Annotated in this window: 14 protein-coding genes; 5 read left to right on the top strand and 9 right to left on the bottom strand. The window is 53.8% G+C overall.

Annotated elements, in window-relative coordinates:
- Positions 1 to 360: 360 nt before the first annotated feature.
- The 4 genes from cas3 to cysJ all read right to left on the bottom strand — a co-directional run bounded on the left by cas3 (position 361) and on the right by cysJ (position 7,542).
- On the bottom strand, positions 361 to 3,024 hold the full coding sequence (gene cas3 / locus FN082_RS27325; RefSeq protein WP_142982716.1) for a CRISPR-associated helicase Cas3': 2,664 nt from the start codon (positions 3,022 to 3,024) through the stop codon (positions 361 to 363).
- 190 nt (positions 3,025 to 3,214) lie between these two features.
- Complete coding sequence (gene cysH / locus FN082_RS27320) at positions 3,215 to 3,949, bottom strand: phosphoadenosine phosphosulfate reductase (RefSeq protein ID WP_142982715.1); 735 nt, start codon at positions 3,947 to 3,949, stop codon at positions 3,215 to 3,217.
- A gap of 81 nt (positions 3,950 to 4,030) precedes the next feature.
- Positions 4,031 to 5,743 carry an assimilatory sulfite reductase (NADPH) hemoprotein subunit gene (gene cysI / locus FN082_RS27315; RefSeq protein WP_142463363.1) on the bottom strand — a complete coding sequence of 571 codons (1,713 nt, stop codon included), beginning with the start codon at positions 5,741 to 5,743 and terminating at the stop codon, positions 4,031 to 4,033.
- Positions 5,743 to 7,542: an NADPH-dependent assimilatory sulfite reductase flavoprotein subunit gene (gene cysJ, locus FN082_RS27310; RefSeq protein ID WP_142982714.1), complete on the bottom strand. Its 1,800-nt coding sequence runs from the start codon at positions 7,540 to 7,542 to the stop codon at positions 5,743 to 5,745. The genes cysI and cysJ overlap by 1 nt, the downstream gene beginning before the upstream one ends.
- Positions 7,543 to 7,982: 440 nt before the next feature.
- On the opposite strand from cysJ, the gene queD reads away from it, so the two are divergent.
- The 4 genes from queD to FN082_RS27290 all read left to right on the top strand — a co-directional run bounded on the left by queD (position 7,983) and on the right by FN082_RS27290 (position 10,545).
- Entirely contained in the window at positions 7,983 to 8,345 is a 363-nt protein-coding gene (gene queD / locus FN082_RS27305; protein ID WP_010434567.1) for a 6-carboxytetrahydropterin synthase QueD, read from the top strand.
- Positions 8,346 to 8,425: 80 nt separating this feature from the next.
- A complete protein-coding gene (locus tag FN082_RS27300) occupies positions 8,426 to 9,697 on the top strand; it encodes an FAD-dependent oxidoreductase (RefSeq protein ID WP_142982713.1) in 1,272 nt (423 codons plus the stop codon).
- Positions 9,688 to 9,948 (top strand): ferredoxin family protein, encoded by a 261-nt coding sequence (locus tag FN082_RS27295; RefSeq protein ID WP_139539586.1) that lies wholly within the window; start codon positions 9,688 to 9,690, stop codon positions 9,946 to 9,948. Before FN082_RS27300 ends, FN082_RS27295 begins: the two co-directional genes overlap by 10 nt.
- A 21-nt stretch (positions 9,949 to 9,969) precedes the next feature.
- On the top strand, positions 9,970 to 10,545 hold the full coding sequence (locus FN082_RS27290; RefSeq protein ID WP_112213869.1) for a glycerol-3-phosphate responsive antiterminator: 576 nt from the start codon (positions 9,970 to 9,972) through the stop codon (positions 10,543 to 10,545).
- A gap of 91 nt (positions 10,546 to 10,636) precedes the next feature.
- Here the strand turns inward: FN082_RS27290 and FN082_RS27285 are convergent, their stop codons facing one another.
- The 5 genes from FN082_RS27285 to FN082_RS27265 form a co-directional block, all read right to left on the bottom strand.
- The gene (locus FN082_RS27285; RefSeq protein ID WP_139539587.1) at positions 10,637 to 11,506 is read right to left on the bottom strand and encodes an electron transfer flavoprotein subunit alpha/FixB family protein; all 870 of its coding nucleotides are present in this window, start codon (positions 11,504 to 11,506) and stop codon (positions 10,637 to 10,639) included.
- A complete protein-coding gene (locus FN082_RS27280; protein ID WP_139539588.1) occupies positions 11,503 to 12,285 on the bottom strand; it encodes an adenine nucleotide alpha hydrolase family protein in 783 nt (260 codons plus the stop codon). The genes FN082_RS27285 and FN082_RS27280 overlap by 4 nt, the downstream gene beginning before the upstream one ends.
- Positions 12,263 to 13,684 carry an MFS transporter gene (locus FN082_RS27275; RefSeq protein WP_371336301.1) on the bottom strand — a complete coding sequence of 474 codons (1,422 nt, stop codon included), beginning with the start codon at positions 13,682 to 13,684 and terminating at the stop codon, positions 12,263 to 12,265. Before FN082_RS27275 ends, FN082_RS27280 begins: the two co-directional genes overlap by 23 nt.
- A gap of 113 nt (positions 13,685 to 13,797) precedes the next feature.
- A complete protein-coding gene (locus FN082_RS27270; protein ID WP_142982712.1) occupies positions 13,798 to 15,252 on the bottom strand; it encodes an FAD-binding oxidoreductase in 1,455 nt (484 codons plus the stop codon).
- A 110-nt stretch (positions 15,253 to 15,362) separates the two neighbouring features.
- A complete protein-coding gene (locus tag FN082_RS27265; protein ID WP_112213873.1) occupies positions 15,363 to 16,148 on the bottom strand; it encodes an SDR family oxidoreductase in 786 nt (261 codons plus the stop codon).
- A 447-nt stretch (positions 16,149 to 16,595) separates the two neighbouring features.
- Here FN082_RS27265 and FN082_RS27260 point away from each other — a divergent pair, with 447 nt between their 5' ends.
- A complete protein-coding gene (locus tag FN082_RS27260; RefSeq protein ID WP_139539590.1) occupies positions 16,596 to 17,894 on the top strand; it encodes an MFS transporter in 1,299 nt (432 codons plus the stop codon).
- The last annotated feature ends 22 nt before the right edge of the window (positions 17,895 to 17,916 follow it).

The following is a 17,916-nucleotide window of genomic DNA, read 5'->3' as shown; positions in this document are numbered from 1 at the left end:
TTTTTCTTCCATACAGCGTCCTTACTCTTGATAACTGTTGAGCCCTGGAAGTATGATCAAGCTGCGAAACGTGATTAGGCTTCAGGGCATATCTTCTTATGGAGAGGCCTTGTTGCCCTAATCCACATGAATTAAGTGGAATAGTACTCTCCTAATTTCATAAATAAATGGTAATAAAGGCTCATAAACATAAAATCAAAACTTCACTCCTCAAGACGCCTTAAACAGCAAAGTCTGTTAAACTACTAATGTTCTCCTTTACTGGGGTTCAACCAGTAATTAAGGCCGATAACGGTATTATGATATGGTGTTCCCCGCGTCAGCGGGGATAAGCCCCGGGGCCATCCGGCCCCGGGCACTCTAGTCCACAGTTCCAATCAACCCTTCATGCGCTGAATATCCACACGGCTCAACCTCCGATACCACAATCACCACGGCAAACTCCTGATTCTGATGCTGTTCAAAGCACCACTGCCGAAGCATTTCACCCTCAAGCCTTGCAAACTCGTCTTTGTGTTTTTTCCACCAGCCCTCACGGACCCGCAGCACACTCATTTCCCAGGCATGTTCGCCTGGCGCATAAGGTTTAACCGCCCCATCAACAATTTTCGCCAGCCACAGCGTGATGGATTCTTCAGCGAGTCGCGTCGAAAGCTTTTCCGGCAAAAAATCGCTGCTTTCAGGACTGTAGCCCGGCGCGAAGTTGATAATATTTTGCTTAGCAAATGCCCGGTCGCAGTAGTATTTCCCTTCCTGCAACTGTTCCGTCTTCGCGAACCCCTCAGGCATATCAACCTCTTCGCCGTAGACAGACTCGATCAGCAATCGGGCAGACTGCGGCATCCTAATTTCACCCTGTTCGCGCAGCACACGCTGGGTCAGCCACAAGCGACCATGATCGGGGTAAACGTAGGCGCTGTTGCGCATTGCACCTGAGAACCAATCTTCTCGCGGTGCGCCATCCCATTCAGGCGCAAAGATCAGTAACTCGGGAGCAGTTCGTTCGTCTTGTCCGGTGGCTTTTACCAAACCGTTGTGATCGCGGATATGACGCTGTAATCGGCCAGCTCGCTGAATCAACAGATCCACCGGGGCTAAATCAGAGATCATTTCATCAACGTCAATATCCACAGAACTTTCAATGACTTGGGTACAGACAAGAACTTTCCCGGCACGTTGAGAACTGTCTTTTTTACCAAACTGCGCCAGCGCCTGGTTTTCAATGCGCTGACGATCGTAAAAAGCAAAGCGGCTGTGGAATAACAAGAGACTTTCGGGAGGTACAACGCCTCTGGCAAGAAGCTGACGATAAATACCAATCGCGTCATCAACGGAGTTGCGTATCCATGCAATGCATTTTCCCTGACTTACGGCCTGTTCAATGCGTGCAATACACACCTGTTCGCTGTGCATCCAGCCAACTTTAACGCTGCGTTCAACTTCTTTACGCGTCGCCACATACTCAGAAACGACCGCCAACCCCGTCACCTGCGTTAACCATGGATAGTCGTCATAGCCCAATAATGGCGCTTCCACTCGACTCTTCGCTCCCTTCGCAAAGGCGGCAACCAGCTTGTCTCTCTGCTGCTGTGATAGCGTGGCGGAAAGTAAAATCGTGGTATTGCCGTCGCTGGCCTGTTTTTCAATCAGACTTTCCAGAATCCGCGACATATAGGCGTCATAGGCATGAATTTCATCCGCCAGCAGGACTTTATTATTCAGCCCTAACATCCGCAGGTTATTGTGCTTAAACGGCATCACCGCCATCATCGCCTGATCGAGCGTGCCGACGCCCACTTCAGCCAGCAATGCTTTCTTATTACTGTCGGTAAACCAGGCGGCACAGCCCTGGCTTAACGACTGCTTATCATCCGGCTCTTCCGAACCCGATAAATCTCCCGACCAGATTGATTGATTAAACCGGTCCATTAAACCGCGCGCGCTGTGCGCCAGCACCAGGCTGGGGCGTGAACCTGGTTGATACAACGCCAGCCAACTCTCCGACATCCGATCGAACATAGCATTAGCAGTCGCCATCGTCGGCAAGCCAAAATAGAGCCCCTGGGCCTTGCCAGCAGCCATCAGGCGATGCGTTAAAATCAACGCGGCCTCTGTTTTTCCAGCACCCGTCACATCTTCAAGAATAAATAATTGCGGACCTTCTTTATCAATATCCAGCTCAAGCGCTTTTTGCTGCAATGGGGTTGGATGTTGAATAAAGGGAAACAGTGTTGTTATGCCGGAAAAAGGGGCAACGTTAGAAGATGAAGGGAAAACAGATACAGCCAATTTTGCTTTAACCAACGCATGCTGCTGCCAGTACTCATCAACATCCATCGACCTGGCAATACGAGGGAAATATTGCGTTGAAGAACCTACCCAATCAGCTAGCACAATAGCGGCAGAAATAGACCATGACAGCTGTTTAAAGAGAGCAATACCGTCATCATCATCCCAAAACTCAGGAATCTCAATCAGTGGAAATAACGATTTAATCCTGGCAAGAAAATCACGAGCCGCTTCTTTATCTTGCTGACGGAAATTTTTCAAATCCGTCATTGAAGAAGGCGGTCGCCCATGATGTCCTGTCGTAAGTGGCATCCAAAGCGCAATAACGCGCCTTAACTTACGCTCAGAAAGAGATGACACGGGAAAAAGATCAGGACACTCATTTAAATAATTATTCCACAGCCAATACCCCAAACTCGCATGCGGTATGGCTTCATAATTTTTTATGTATTCATCCTGCGAATTTAAATCATTGTGAATATAAAGCTGCTGAAAAGAATGGGCAAACTTTCCTGTATCATGCCAGCAGAGTAGCCAGGCAAAAAACTGCGCAGCCTGAGTCTTATCATGTAGCCCTATTTTTTTAAGGTAATCCGCAATACCACAGATATTATACTGCACCATCCAATAACCAACCGCAGCAACATCCAGAGAATGCCAGCACAACAGGTGATAATCATCACCGCCTTCGTTTTCTCCGCAACGGGACTTCCCCCAATAATTAAATATTGTCAAAATCGTTCCAATTAACAGGAGTGTTTATTTAAGTATTATCACACTGAAAAATAAGATGCATGACTTACATCAAAAAGAATTTATCTTTGTTAAAGCACGAAAACAATATCAAGTTGAATTATTAGAAAGGTACCGAATGGTTATTAGCCCTTCAGGTAAAAAAAATCCCGGCAGCGCCGGGACTCTTATATTAACCTTCGTGCAATCCGCACTCTCTTTTTAAACCAAAGAATCGCGTCTCTTCTTCCGCCATTCCCGGCTCCCATTTGCGGGTGGTATGAGTATCCCCCACCGACAAATAGCCCTGGTCCCACAGCGGGTGGTATTTCAGGCCGTGTTTTTGCAGATACTGGTAAACCGTGCGGTTGTCCCAATCGATGATTGGCAGAATCTTAAATACGCCGCGCTGAATAGCCAGTACCGGTAAATGGGCGCGACTGCCGGACTGCTCGCGGCGCAGGCCCGCAAACCAGGTTTGCGCATTCAACTCTTCCAGCGCCCGGTTCATCGGCTCAACTTTGTTGATGTCATTGTATTTCTCAATGCCCTCAACGCCCTGCTCCCACAGCTTGCCGTAGCGCGCTTCCTGCCAGGCCGCGCTCTCTTTCGCCCGATAGACCTTCAGGTTCAGATTGAGTTTGTCCGTTAACTCGTCGATAAACTGGTAGGTTTCGGGGAACAGATAGCCGGTATCGGTCAGAATGACCGGAATATCCGGGCGAACCTGATTGACCAGATGCAGGCTCACCGCCGCCTGAATACCAAAGCTCGAAGAGAGCACGTATTCGCCCGGCAGGTTTTCCAGCGCCCACGCGACGCGCTCTTCCGCGCTCAGCTTTTCCAGCTGGCTGTTGGTTTCCGCCAGTTGCAAAACGCGATCGACCTTCGGTAATGCATTAAGCGCTTTTAGATCGAGTACGGACATAAAAACCTCATTTGCCTGTTTCGCCGGGCGGCACTACGCTTGCCCGGCCTACAAAACCCGTAAGCAAAGCGCCGCCGGGCGTTATTCCCAGAAATCCCGGGCTGGGTCGAGCACCGGGCGAATAATGCCCGCACGCACCGTAAAGTCGCCGAAGCCTTCACCCGCTTCGCGCTCTTTCGCCCAGCGCCCTACCAGTTCGTCAATCGAGTCGAGAATTTCCGACTCGGTGATATTTTCCCGATACATACGCGGAATACGCGTCCCGCTGCGGTTGCCGCCAAGGTGCAGGTTGTAGCGCCCCGGCGCTTTACCCACCAGGCCCACTTCCGCCAGCATCGCACGGCCGCAGCCGTTCGGGCAGCCGGTCACGCGGGTAACAATATGTTCATCGCCAACGCCGTGCTTGCTCATCACCGCCTCGACTTTATCGATAAACGACGGCAGGAAACGCTCGGCTTCGGCCATCGCCAGCGGGCAGGTCGGGAACGACACGCAGGCCATCGAGTTTTCACGCTGCGGCGTGACGGCGTTCATCAGACCATGATCGCGGGCCAGCTTCTCGATCTTCGCTTTCTGATCGTCAGGAACGCTGGCAATGATCAGGTTCTGGTTGGCCGTAATGCGAAATTCCCCTTTGTGGATCTTCGCAATTTTCAGCAGGCCGGTTTTCAGCGGACGTCCCGGATAATCCAGAATACGACCATTCTCAATAAACAGCGTCAGATGCCAGTTATTGTCGATCCCTTTCACCCAGCCGATGCGATCGCCGCGGCCGGTAAATTCGTACGGGCGAATCGGCTCAAACTTGATCCCTGCCCGGCGCTCTACTTCCGCCTTGAAGGTCTCGACGCCAACGCGTTCCAGGGTGTATTTGGTTTTGGCATTTTTACGGTCGGTACGGTTACCCCAATCGCGCTGGGTGGTCACCACCGCTTCCGCCACCGCCAGAGTATGCTCCAGCGGCAGGTAGCCAAACTCGCTCGCCGTACGAGCGTAGGTTTTCTTATTGCCGTGCTCGATGGATAACCCGCCGCCAACCAGCAGGTTAAAGCCCACCAGCTTGCCGTTTTCAGCAATCGCCACGAAGTTCATATCGTTAGCGTGCAGATCGATATCGTTCTGCGGCGGGATCACCACGGTGGTTTTGAACTTACGCGGCAGATAGGTCTGGCCGAGGATCGGTTCCTCATCCGTAGTGGCGACCTTCTTCTGATCCAACCAGATCTCGGCATAAGCGCGGGTGCGCGGCAGCAGATGCTCGGAGATCTTCTTCGCCCATTCGTAGGCTTCAGCATGCAGCTGAGACTCGTTCGGGTTAGAGGTACACAGCACGTTACGGTTCATATCGTTGGCGGTCGCCAGCGCGTCCAGCCCGACCGAATGCAGCATCTGGTGCACCGGTTTGACGTTTTTCTTCAGAATACCGTGGAACTGAAACGTTTGACGGTTCGTCAAACGGATACTGCCGTAAATGGTGTTATCGGCGGCGAATTTATCGATCGCCTGCCACTGTTTAGTGGTGATCACCCCGCCCGGCAGGCGGCAGCGCAGCAGCATCGCGTGACGCGGCTCCAGCTTCTGCGCCGCACGCTCGGCGCGAATATCACGGTCATCCTGCTGATACATGCCGTGAAAGCGGATCAACAGAAAGTTATCGCCTTTAAAACCGCCGGTCAGGCCGTCGTTCAAATCTTCCGCAATGGTGCCGCGCAGGTAGTTGCTTTCCAGCTTCATGCGCTCGGCATCGACCAGTTTACCTTCGACCACCAGCGGGCCTGGATGTTTTTCGCTCATTAGTAGACATCTCGCTGATAACGGCGCTCTACGCGCAGCTCACTTAAAAATTCGTCCGCCGCCTCGGCGTCCATCGCGCCGTATTCGGCAATCACTTCCAGCAACGTCTGCTCAACGTCTTTTGCCATACGATTGGCATCGCCGCAGACATAAATATGGGCGCCGTCGTTAATCCAGCGCCACAGTTCAACCCCCTGCTCGCGCAGTTTGTCTTGTACGTATACTTTTTCTTTTTGGTCGCGAGACCAGGCCAGGTCGATGCGGCTCAGTACGCCCTCTTTGACGTAGCTTTGCCACTCCACCTGGTAGAGGAAATCTTCAGTAAAGTGCGGGTTGCCGAAAAACAGCCAGTTCTTGCCTTCAGCCCCTTCCGCCGCGCGCTGCTGCATAAAGGCGCGGAACGGCGCGATGCCGGTGCCCGGACCAATCATGATAACCGGCGTTTGCGGGTTGGCTGGCAGACGGAAGTTATCGTTATGCTCAATAAAGACGCGAACTTCGCCATCCTCTTCAACGCGGTCAGCAAGGAAGCCGGAGGCTCCACCAGCACGGGCGCGGCCCTCGATATCATAGCGAACCACGCCAACGGTGACGTGCACTTCGTTTTCAGTTTCCGCCTGCGAAGAGGCGATAGAGTACAGGCGCGGCGTCAGCGGACGCAGCAGATCGATTAGCGCCTGAGCATCCAGCTGTGCCGGAGAGAAACGCACCATGTCAACGATCGGCGTGGTCGCGGCGTAATGTTGCAGCTGCGCCTTATCGCCCACCAGCGGCAGCAGAGACTCGCTGCGGGTTAAGGTGGCATAGTTTTCGACGATATTTCCGGTGTTGACCGTCAGTTCGAAGTGCCACTCCAGCGCTTCGGCAAGCGGCAGGGTTTTGCCATCAACCGTCACTGGTTCATCACCCTTCAGCCACAGCAGCTCCACCAGCTCTTTAATCAGAGCCGGATCGTTCTGGTACCAGACGCCCAGCGCATCGCCCGGCTGGTAGCGCAGGCCGGAGTCACCGAGGTCGATTTCAATATGGCGCACATCTTTTTCTGAATCGCGACCGGTGATTTTTTGATTCGCGGCGAGCGTCGCGGTCAGCGGCGCTTCTTTGGTATACGGGCTGGTGTGAATCTCATTCACCGCCCCGCTGGCCACCTGTTGGGACGGCGCGGCAGCAGGTGCGCGGGCTTTCAGCACGTCAACCACGCGGGCGCGCCATTCGGCGGCGGCGGCCTGGTATTCCACATCAGAGTCAACCCGATCGAGCAGGCGTTCACCGCCCAGTTCGGCCAGCTTGTTATCAAAATCCTTGCCGGACTGGCAGAAGAATTCATAGGAAGTATCGCCAAGGCCAAATACGGCAAACGCGGTATCGGTCAGCTTCGGCGCTTTCTTCGAAAACAGGAACTTATGCAGCGCGACGGCTTCTTCCGGCGGCTCACCTTCGCCTTGAGTAGACGTCACCACAACCAGCAGTTTTTCGGCGGCAATTTGTTTGAATTTATAGTCGCCGGCGTTAACCAGCTTCACGTTCAACTGCGCGGCCTGCAGATCGTCACGCAGCGCTTCAGCGACGCGGCGGGCGTTGCCGGTTTGCGATGCCGAAATCAGGGTGATGGACGGAACTTCTGCCGCCTGAACGGGGGCGTTCACCGCCGCGCCGGGCTGCTGGTTCAGCACGCCCCAAAAATAGCCGGAAACCCAGGCCAGCTGGGTGGGCGTGAAGTCAGTCGTGGCCGCCTGAAGGCGCGCCATTTGCTCCGGACTCAGCGGTAGCAAATTGGAAGGTGGGGCCTGTGTCGTCATGCGTCGTTATGTTCCAGTAAGCAAAGCTGTTTTTCGCGCCTAAATCGCGCCAAACAAAAGAGATGAAAATACTCTAAATAATTCGAGTTGCAGGAAGGCGGCAAGTGAACGAACCCCAGGAGCTTACTCAGGTAAGTGACTGGGGTGAGCGAGTGAAGCCAACGCACATGCGGCTCGAAGTATGACGAGTATTAGGGTAACGGTGCAAATAGTAACAATTAAAGAAGGGATGGAAATAACAAATAACCAAATGGACTAACCTGTTTTAGTTATAGTTATTAACAACAAAATCGATTAAATAACTCTATGATATATAATAATTTATTTTCAATAAACCAGATGAATGTGTCCATTTTCTGTTCAGGGCCGTTTTAGTTAATGCGAAAAAATATGCTTTCCGGTACCCTACGGCGGTTTTTTTGCCATATTGAGAATAAAAGATGTCCACCACGTTATTTAAAGATTTCACCTTCGAAGCCGCTCACCATCTGCCGCACGTACCGGAAGGCCATAAGTGCGGACGCCTGCACGGTCACTCTTTTATGGTGCGCCTGGAGATTACCGGTGAAGTCGATCCCCATACCGGGTGGATCATGGATTTTGCCGAGCTGAAAGCCGCGTTTAAACCGACCTACGATCGTTTAGATCATTATTACCTGAACGATATTCCAGGACTGGAGAACCCGACCAGCGAAGTGCTGGCCAAATGGATTTGGGATCAGATGAAACCTCTGGTTCCGCTGCTGAGCGCGGTGATGATTAAAGAGACCTGCACGGCGGGCTGCGTCTATCGCGGCGAGTGATTAAAGCGTTTGTGTCGGCGGTCAATATTCCTTAAATAACGTCATGTTAGCTTATGCGCTCTGGATATCTGGGGCACAATATGGCTGACGATTTTGATATTATTATCATCGGTGCAGGGATAGCCGGCACCGCTTGTGCTTTACGCTGCGCGCGGGCAGGACTTTCGGTCCTGTTGCTTGAACGCGGCGAACTTCCCGGTAGTAAAAATCTTTCCGGCGGGCGGCTGTATTGCCATGCGCTTGCCGAACTTCTTCCTCATTTTCAGCAATCCGCTCCGCTTGAACGCCGCATCACCCAGGAAAGCCTGGCTCTGCTGACTGCCGACGGCGCAACGACATATTCCAGCCTCCAGCCCGGCGGCGACTCATGGAGCCTGCTGCGCGCCCGCTTTGACCCGTGGTTTGTGAGCCAGGCCGAAGCCGAAGGCGTCCAGTGTATTACCGGGGCGACTGTCGAGGCGCTGTATCGCGAAAATGGTCGGATCTGCGGCGTTATTTGCGATAACGAAACCCTGCGCGCCCGCTACGTCGTGCTGGCGGAAGGGGCTAACAGTGAGCTGGCGGAGCGGCATGGTTTAGTGCCTCGCCCTTCCCCATCGTCAATGGCGTTAGGGATTAAAGCGGTGCTGGCGCTGGAGCAAAAAACGCTGGAAGATCGCTTTCGCCTGGAAGGTAACGAAGGCGCCGCGATGCTCTTCACCGGCGGCGTCTGCGGGGATTTGCCCGGCGGCGCGTTTCTTTATACCAATCAGGATACGCTCTCATTCGGCATTGTTTGCCCGCTCTCCTCGCTGGGAAAAGGCGCGGCTCCGGCCTCTGAACTGCTGGAGAATCTCAAATCACACCCGGCCCTGCGCCCTTTGCTACGTGGGAGTGAAACGCTGGAGTATGGTGCGCATCTGGTGCCCGAAGGCGGTCTGCATAGCATGCCCGTGCAGTACGGCGGAGACGGCTGGCTACTGGTTGGCGATGCGCTGCGCACCTGTATCAATACCGGCTTTACCGTGCGCGGGATGGATATGGCGCTCATCGGTGCTCAGGCGGCGGCGCAAACCTTGATTCGCGCCTGTCAGCAAAGCGCGCCGCAGAACCTGTTTCCGCAGTATCATCGGGATATTGAGCGCAGCGTGCTGTGGGAGGTTCTCCAGCGCTACCAGCACGTGCCCGCACTGTTGCAGCGTCCCGGCTGGTATCGCCAGTGGCCTGCGCTGATGGAGGATATCTCTCGCGAGCTTTGGCTACAGGGCGAGCGCCCCGTTCCGCCGCTGCGCCAGATAGTCTGGCGTCATCTTCGTCGTCACGGCCTGCGCCATCTTGCAGGCGATCTGCTCAGGAGTTTACGATGTCTGTAGCCCGCAACGTCTGGCGTCCCGCCGACAGCCCGCATATTATTCCGTCTGCTTCACCGACTCCGGAAATCGCCGAATTACTGATTCAATCCTGCCCCGCCGGGCTTTTCTCACGCACAGCGGAAGGCGAGCTGCGCGTTGACTACCGGGGCTGTCTGGAGTGCGGCACCTGCCGACTGCTCTGCGATGAGGCAACTATCAAAGAATGGCGCTATCCTGACTCAGGTTTTGGAATTACATTCCGTTTTGGGTAATAAATCTACAAGGGAAACATCATGCCCCTGCTACACCTGCTACGACAAAATCCGGTCATTGCCGCCGTTAAAGATAACGCCAGCCTGCAATTGGCCATTGATTCCGAGTGCCAGTTTATCTCCGTGCTGTACGGCAATATCTGCACCATCAGCAACATCGTCAAGAAAATCAAAAACGCCGGTAAATATGCGTTTGTTCACGTCGACCTGCTGGAGGGAGCGTCCAATAAAGAAGTGGTGATTCAGTTTTTGAAGCTGGTTACCGAAGCGGACGGTATCATCAGTACCAAAGCGCCGATGCTAAAAGCGGCCAGAGCGGAAGGTTTTTTCTGTATTCATCGCCTGTTTATCGTCGACTCCATCTCCTTTCACAATATTGATAAGCAGGTGGCGCAGTCTAATCCTGATTGCATTGAAATCCTGCCGGGCTGTATGCCGAAAGTCCTGGGGTGGGTGACGGAGAAAATCCGCCAGCCGCTGATAGCCGGCGGGCTGGTCTGCGATGAGGAAGATGCGCGTAATGCGATGAAGGCTGGCGTCGCGGCCCTGTCAACCACCAATACCACGGTCTGGAAATTAGCGAAGCAGCTTAATTAATTTATCGGCTTTGTTCCCGGGTCGCGGCGTAAACGCCTAACCCGGGCTACCTGAACGACAAACCGCACAAATCCGTAGGCCGGATAAGGCGTTAGCCGCCATCCGGCAAAAGGTCAGCGCAGACCTCCAGCGCTTCAAGTACCTCGGGCCAATCATCCACAATGCCGACATCCGCCTGGGTAAATACCGGAGCGCTGGGGTCACGATTGACAGCCACGATAAACCGGCTATCTCTGACTCCTGCCATCAGCGCCGCCGCCCCCGATGCGCCCGCGACAATACAAACATCCGCAGCCAGCAAATGGCCGGAGATACCAATCAGCCGTTCGGCATCGTAGCCGCCGTTCATCACCCGCGCGCGGCTGTAGCCCGCTTCCGCCCCCAGACCGTGCGCCAGCGCCGCAATGCTATCGGCATCGACGCCCTCGCCACCCTGCCCAACCACCAGCACCCGCTTCGCCTCCTGCAAGGGATGGGTGCCCGAACGCTCGACGCTTTCAACGCTGATTAGCCAGCCAGGTAACGCCGCTGGCGTAATATGACGAGTCGTTATATCGGCAGGAAAATCGATAGACGTATGAACGCCGGGCCGGCGCGCCAGCGACAGGCAAAGCGGCTTGGCCGCCACCTCCAGCGTCGCAATCAGCGCATTGCCCCAGTGAGACTTCGTCACTCGCCCCTCTGGCGTATTCACTGCCAGCACCTGACACACGCAGCCGCCCTGTAAACGCCAGGCCAGCCTGGTTGCCAGCGCATCGCCCAGCATACCCGCCGGGAATATCAACATATCGACCGGCGTCTGCCGCCACTGGGCGACCAGCGCAGCAAGAAGCTGTTCAGCCACCTCCGGTTCGGCATCAATAATCCAGCGTTCCAGCTCTGCCTCGCCGAGGCCGGCGGTCGCCAGCCAGTGACTCATCGCGGCGCTCTCACCGTCAGTCATCACCATAGCTATCTTCATGGCTGCATCCTCTGGCGTAGATAGTTCTCCCATAGGCTCCTGGCTTTCTCCTGTGCCGTTGCCCCTTCGATAATCTCCGCGCAGCGCCGCTGTTCCGGGCGAATCAGGCGCAAACACTGAATTGCAGGCGTCGCCTCAACGGTCACCACCTGGCGCGCAACCTCCGCCTTTGCCGCCGCCAGGCGCTGGCGCATACCGGGAACCGGCAGCGCCACTTCGCCGCACTGCCTGACGGCAATCACCGCAGGCAGGCGCACCTGACAGCGGCGAATACCGGATGTCGTTCGCTGCTCGATGACGATAAAAGGTGGCTCAAGCGTAAAGCGTTCAACCTGGGTAAAACAGGGCCAGTTGAGCATTTCCGCCAGAAGAAACGGCGTTTGCCCATTCTGCCCCTCGCTGCTCTGACAGCCGGTGACAATCAGTTCCGAAGCATGGCTGCGCTGCCAGTCAGCAAGCTGCCCGGCAATAAACGACGGCGCAAATCGCAGGTCTCCAGCCTCCTCAAGCAGCACCTGCCGCTCAAAGCCTAACGCGGCAAAATAGCGTAGCCAGTGCAGCGCGCGCTCATCGCCAATGCTTAATGCAGTCAGGGTCATCTCGCAGCCCGCACCGCGCTGGGCCAGCAGCAGCGCGGCGGCGGCCTGTTCATCGGCGCCGATCGCGCTACGCAATAGCGAAACATCCGGCCCGCAGGTACCCAGCGCGGCAGCCTGCCAGTCCTTTTCTGCCAGCATGCTGGCATCAGGCTCCGGCTTAAACGCCAATAGAATGTTCATTTTTACCTCCTTGTCGTTGGTCGCCGATTCCAGCCGCCACCAGCGGCAGCGCTTTGGTCTCCGGTGCCCATAGCCAGGTCACCACAAAGCCAATAAGCAATACCCCGGCTAATAGCAGCAGCGTCACCGTCATCCCCCATTGCGCCAGAGTCCAGGGCAGCAGGCCGGTGCTGATTGCGGCGCCGAGTCGGCTCATGGCGGTGGCGAATCCCACGCCCAGCGAGCGAATGTCGGTGGGAAAGCTTTCCGCCGGTAAAATCCCCACCAGATTACTGACCGCCGAAATCGTGGTACTGAATAAGACAAAAAGCAGCAGCGTCCAGTGGCTGCCGGTCGGTAAGCAGGCCATCACAATTAATGTCGCCGCCAGCAGCAAAAAGCTGCCGAGCAGGAAATGGCGATGGGCCAGCAGATGAGTTAATACCAGGCCCAGCAGCGCACCAACGATCAGTAGCGCATTCAGCAACAGGCTGGCAGTTAACGCATCTTCAAGGCCAATGGTTTCCGCAATCGTCGGCAGCCAGGTGTAGATAACGAACCAGGGGATCACCAGGCAAACAAAGAAGATGCTATTAAAGGCCGTGCGCCGCCAGTAGCGCGATGAGAACAGGGTCCTGATATGTTTATTGGTCTCTTTCGTCACCTCATCGCCCAGTTGTACGTGCATACCAAAACAGCGGTGCACCACGGCGTGCGCTTCAGCGAACCGCCCCTGACGCATCAGCCAGCGCGGCGATTCCGGCGTTCCCCAGCGCAGCAGCGTGATGACTAGCGCCGGTAGAGCAGACGATGCCAGCAGCCAGCGCCAGGCATCAGGGTTTTCCGTAATAAAGTGGTGCCCAGCCAGGCTTGCCAGAACGTAGCCGACGGTCCATACCACGCTAAATGCGCCGAGCAAAATTCCCCGGTGCCGACGCGGCGAGAATTCGGCCAACAGCGTGTGGCCCACGGAGTAATCCCCACCGAGGCCGAATCCTATCAGGATGCGCAAGCCAATAAGCTGCTCTGGCGTGGTGGCGAAAAACTGCAGAAAGGAAGCGACGGTAATCAGCACAAAGCTGAAGTTGAAAATTTTCTGGCGACCAATGTGATCCGAAACCCATCCCAGAATCAGGCTGCCGATAAAAAGCCCCAATAGCGCGGCACCGCCGATCATGCCGGCCATAAAAGGCGTCAGCTGCATGGCGGGGGTGAGCTGAATAATGGCGTAACCGATGACGCCGAGGACATAGCCATCAACAAGATGTGCGCCAAAAGTCAGCGCGGCAATGCGGCAGTGGAAGCCGTTTAGCGGTAAATCATCCATTCGCACCGGTGAAGTGTTCATTTCTACCCCTTCATGGTCCGGTAAAAGAGTGGCTTCCCAATTGAGAAGCCGCTTATACGCGTCATCCTTCACGCTGCCTCTTCGTTGGCTACGTTCATAAGCCCCAGTCACGTACTTTTGTACGCTCCTGGAGACTTATTCACTTGCCGCCTTGATGCAACGCGAATGATTTTGCGTATAACTAGCTACTTCTCAATCGGGTAAATCGTTCCGGTATTCATGATACCGTTGGGATCAAACTGCTTTTTCAGCCCTTCCAGCAGCGGCCATGCGCTGCCGTGCTCCAGCTTGCTCCAGTGAACGCGATGTTTGCCAATGCCGTGGTGATGCACCATAGAGCCGCCAAGGCGAATCGTCTCTTCGCAGATAATCTTGTTCAGCGGATTGTGGTACTTATCGATCTCCTCTTCCGGCTTGCAGTCCACCACGTTGTAGTCATAAACGAAGTACATGTTGGTACCGTTCATATAGCTATGAGATGAGTGGCCGCCCAGCATAGTGATATCGTCGGCGTGCGGGAATTCGGTACGAATACGGTGGATCACGCTTTCATAGATCTCGTGGATACAGCTCCAGCAGCCTGAAACTTCAGTGGTGAAGCCCATATTGCCGGTTTTCAGGATCTGCACGCGCTCGGCGGCCACTTTTTCCGGACCCCAGTTCAGGTGATTAAACCAGTTTTCGATAAGCTTACTGTCCACGCGCTGGCACTGCGGATAGCGCGCAACGACTTCCGCGATCCCTTCCCCGGTCGCTTTCGCCATCAGCGGGTTACCCTCCGCCATAAAGATCAGTACGCATTTGCCGTCGGCAAAGTGAGTAAAATGCTGGGTACCATCTTCCGCATCGTACAGGCGAGCAATTGACGGGCGATATCCTTCCACCATCACTTCACGCAGGATGTTGAACCCGACCTTCATGTCGTCGAGGATATAGCCGTAAAACAGGTTATTTTCCGGGGTGAACTTGAAGATTTTCACCGTCACTTCAGTGATATAGCACAGCGCGCCTTCGTTACCGATAATGATGTGCCGAATGTCCGGGCCGGCGGCGCGGCGCGGGACGTTTTTGATGCGGGTGACGGTACCGTCCGCCAGCACGGCCTCAAGGCCGACCACCATATCTTCAATTGCGCCATACAGCGTGGAGAATTGACCAATGCTGCGGGTGGCCACCAGGCCGCCCATCTGCGCCAGCGGTTTAGACTGCGGTGAGTGCCCGGTGGTGTAGCCTTTGGCGCGCAGCGCATTTTCCAGTACTTCTAACGGTACCCCGCACTGCGCGGTCGCCTGCATATTTTCAATATCGACATTGAGGATTTGGTTCATCCCGGCGCCGTCCAGCACCACAGAATTCTCCACCACGGTTTCCAGTCCGCCTTCGGTCGCAGATGCGCCGGTACGCGGAACACCGTTGATCTTATGCTGGTTCATAAACGCCAGCACGTTGGAAACCTGTTCGGTCGAGCCTAACTTAACCACTGCGGCAGGCAGCGGCAGGGTAAAGACGCCATGGATGTCCGCATATTTACGAAAGCGGTCAATACTGTTTCGTTTTAAAACGCTTTCATCAGTAATAACGCGATCGGAGCCGACAATTTCTTTTAATTGGTCAACAATCGCTTCACGGGATAAAGACATAGTAATTCCTTCCTGATAATTAATTCGGAATATACACGCCACCCTTCAAGCTGCATCTTGAATGATATTGTGTAATATAATAAATAGAAACAGAAACCACCGGTTACAAATTAACGTACCAGGTAACCACCATCGACAACTAACAAGTGACCGTTAACATAATTTGATGCCTGACTGGCTAAAAATACGGCTGCCCCCATTAAGTCCTGAGTATCACCCCAACGATTTGCCGGAATATGATCCAGCACACGCTGGTTAGTTTCAGGATTGCTGCGGGTAGCTAATGTAATATCGGTTGCATAATAACCAGGGGCGATGCCGTTAACCTGAATATTATATTGACCTAGCTCATCACAATATGCCTTAGTGAAGCCAGCAAGCGCATGTTTGGTTGCAGAATAAGCCGGTGACCATTGGCCGCCAAGATAAGAGAATAAAGAACAAATGTTAATAATTTTCCCGCTATTTTGCGGGATCATTATTTTGGCCGCTTCATAGCTCAGTTCAAAAGCCGCCGTCAGGTTAACATCAATCATCGGATCCCAGTCCGCACGGCCGAAGTCCAGCACCTTATTCAGCTTACAAATCCCGGCGTTGTTGACCAGAATATCGACCGTGCCGAAGCGCTCGCAGCAGGCGGCGATAATCTTCTCAGGCGCGCCTTTCGCGGTGATATCCACCTGCATGAACTCAACCTCAACACCCTGTTTTTCAATGATTTCTTTCGTCTCGCCGTTATCTTTCACAAAGCTTGGGATAAACAGGTTTGCCCCGGCTTTCGCTAGCGCCATGGCAAAGGCCTGGCCCAGCCCGCTGTTGCCGCCGGTGACAATCGCCGTTTTACCTTTCAGAGAGAAGAAATCCATTGAGAATGCATTAAGAGATTCGATCGACATAGTTTGGCTCCAAATTCTTTTAGGCAAAAAAAAAGAAAGGCAACTTCCCCCCGCTAGAGGGAAGTCACCTTTCTCATTATCTCTGGTAACTGGGATAAATTTTTAGCACAACGCTTAAGCATCTAATGTGATCGTAATCACAGATGAATGTTTCGTATCACGATTAAGCGTAAAACTGCGAAGCGTGATTATTCTCACACTAAAACCCACGCTGACATGTTATTTATAATCGCAATTACTAGAGACCTGAGAAAAGTAATCCACCTGAACAAGGCGGGTTTACTTTTCTCTTTTTTTCGTCTATACCAAAAATAATTCGAGTTGCAGGAAGGCGGCAAGTTAACGAATCCCGATGAGCTTACTGTAGTAAGTGATTCGGGTGAGTGAACGCAGCCAACGCATCAGCAACTTGAAGTATGAAGGGTATATTTAAAATGAGATCACGATATGCAACAGACTTCATATCGCCGTTGGATAACGCTTGCCATTATTAGTTTTAGCGGCGGCGTCAGCTTTGACCTTGCCTATTTGCGATATATTTACCAAATCCCTATGGCAAAATTTATGGGATTCAGCAATACCGAAATAGGCTTAATTATGAGCACATTTGGTATCGCTGCGATTATTCTTTACGCACCCAGCGGGGTTATTGCCGATAAATTCTCCCATCGCAAAATGATTACTTCAGCAATGATTATTACCGGCCTGCTGGGTTTATTAATGGCCACTTATCCGCCGCTGTGGGTCATGCTTTGTATTCAGGTCGCCTTTGCTATCACCACGATTCTGATGCTGTGGTCGGTGTCAATTAAAGCCGCTTCTCTGCTTGGCGACCATAGCGAGCAGGGAAAAATCATGGGCTGGATGGAGGGGCTACGCGGCGTGGGCGTGATGTCGCTGGCGGTATTTACCATGTGGGCATTTTCCCGCTTCGAACCTGATGACAGCAACAGCCTGAAGACGGTAATCATTATCTACAGCGTGGTTTATATCCTGTTGGGAATACTGTGCTGGTTCTTTGTCAGCGATGCCCCTCAGCACAGCAACGCCGCGAAAGAAGAGAAAAAATCGTTCCAGCTAAGCGATATTCTCGCCGTTCTGCGTATTAGTACCACCTGGTACTGCAGCATGGTAATTTTTGGCGTCTTTACTATCTACGCCATCCTCAGCTACTCCACCAACTACCTGACCGAAATGTACGGTATGTCGCTGGTGGCCGCGAGCTATATGGGGATCGTGATCAACAAAATCTTCCGCGCCATCTGCGGCCCGCTGGGCGGCATTATTACCACGTATAGCAAGGTGAAATCGCCAACCCGCGTCATTCAACTGCTGTCGATCGTTGGGGTGCTGGCGCTTATCGCGCTGCTGGCAACCAACTCAAATCCGCAGTCCGTCGCCATGGGGATCGGCCTGATTCTGCTGCTGGGCTTTACCTGCTACGCCTCTCGCGGGCTCTACTGGGCCTGCCCCGGCGAAGCCAGAACGCCCAACTACATCATGGGAACCACCGTCGGGATCTGCTCGGTGATCGGCTTCCTGCCCGACGTTTTTGTCTATCCGATTGTCGGCCACTGGCAGGACACCCTTCCTGCCGAAGAAGCCTATCGCAATATGTGGCTGATGGGCTTAGCCGCGCTGTGCATGGTGATCCTCTTTACCTTCCTGCTGTTCAGGAAAATACGCAGTGCCGACGCCACACCAGAAAACGAGACATCGCTGGCCGCTGAAACAACCGGCGAGTGATGATGAAAATTTAAAGGAGAAT

The organism is Klebsiella spallanzanii, assembly GCF_902158555.1.
GTDB classification, from domain to species: Bacteria; Pseudomonadota; Gammaproteobacteria; order Enterobacterales; family Enterobacteriaceae; genus Klebsiella; species Klebsiella spallanzanii.
This window is presented reverse-complemented; position numbering and strand designations above follow the sequence as displayed.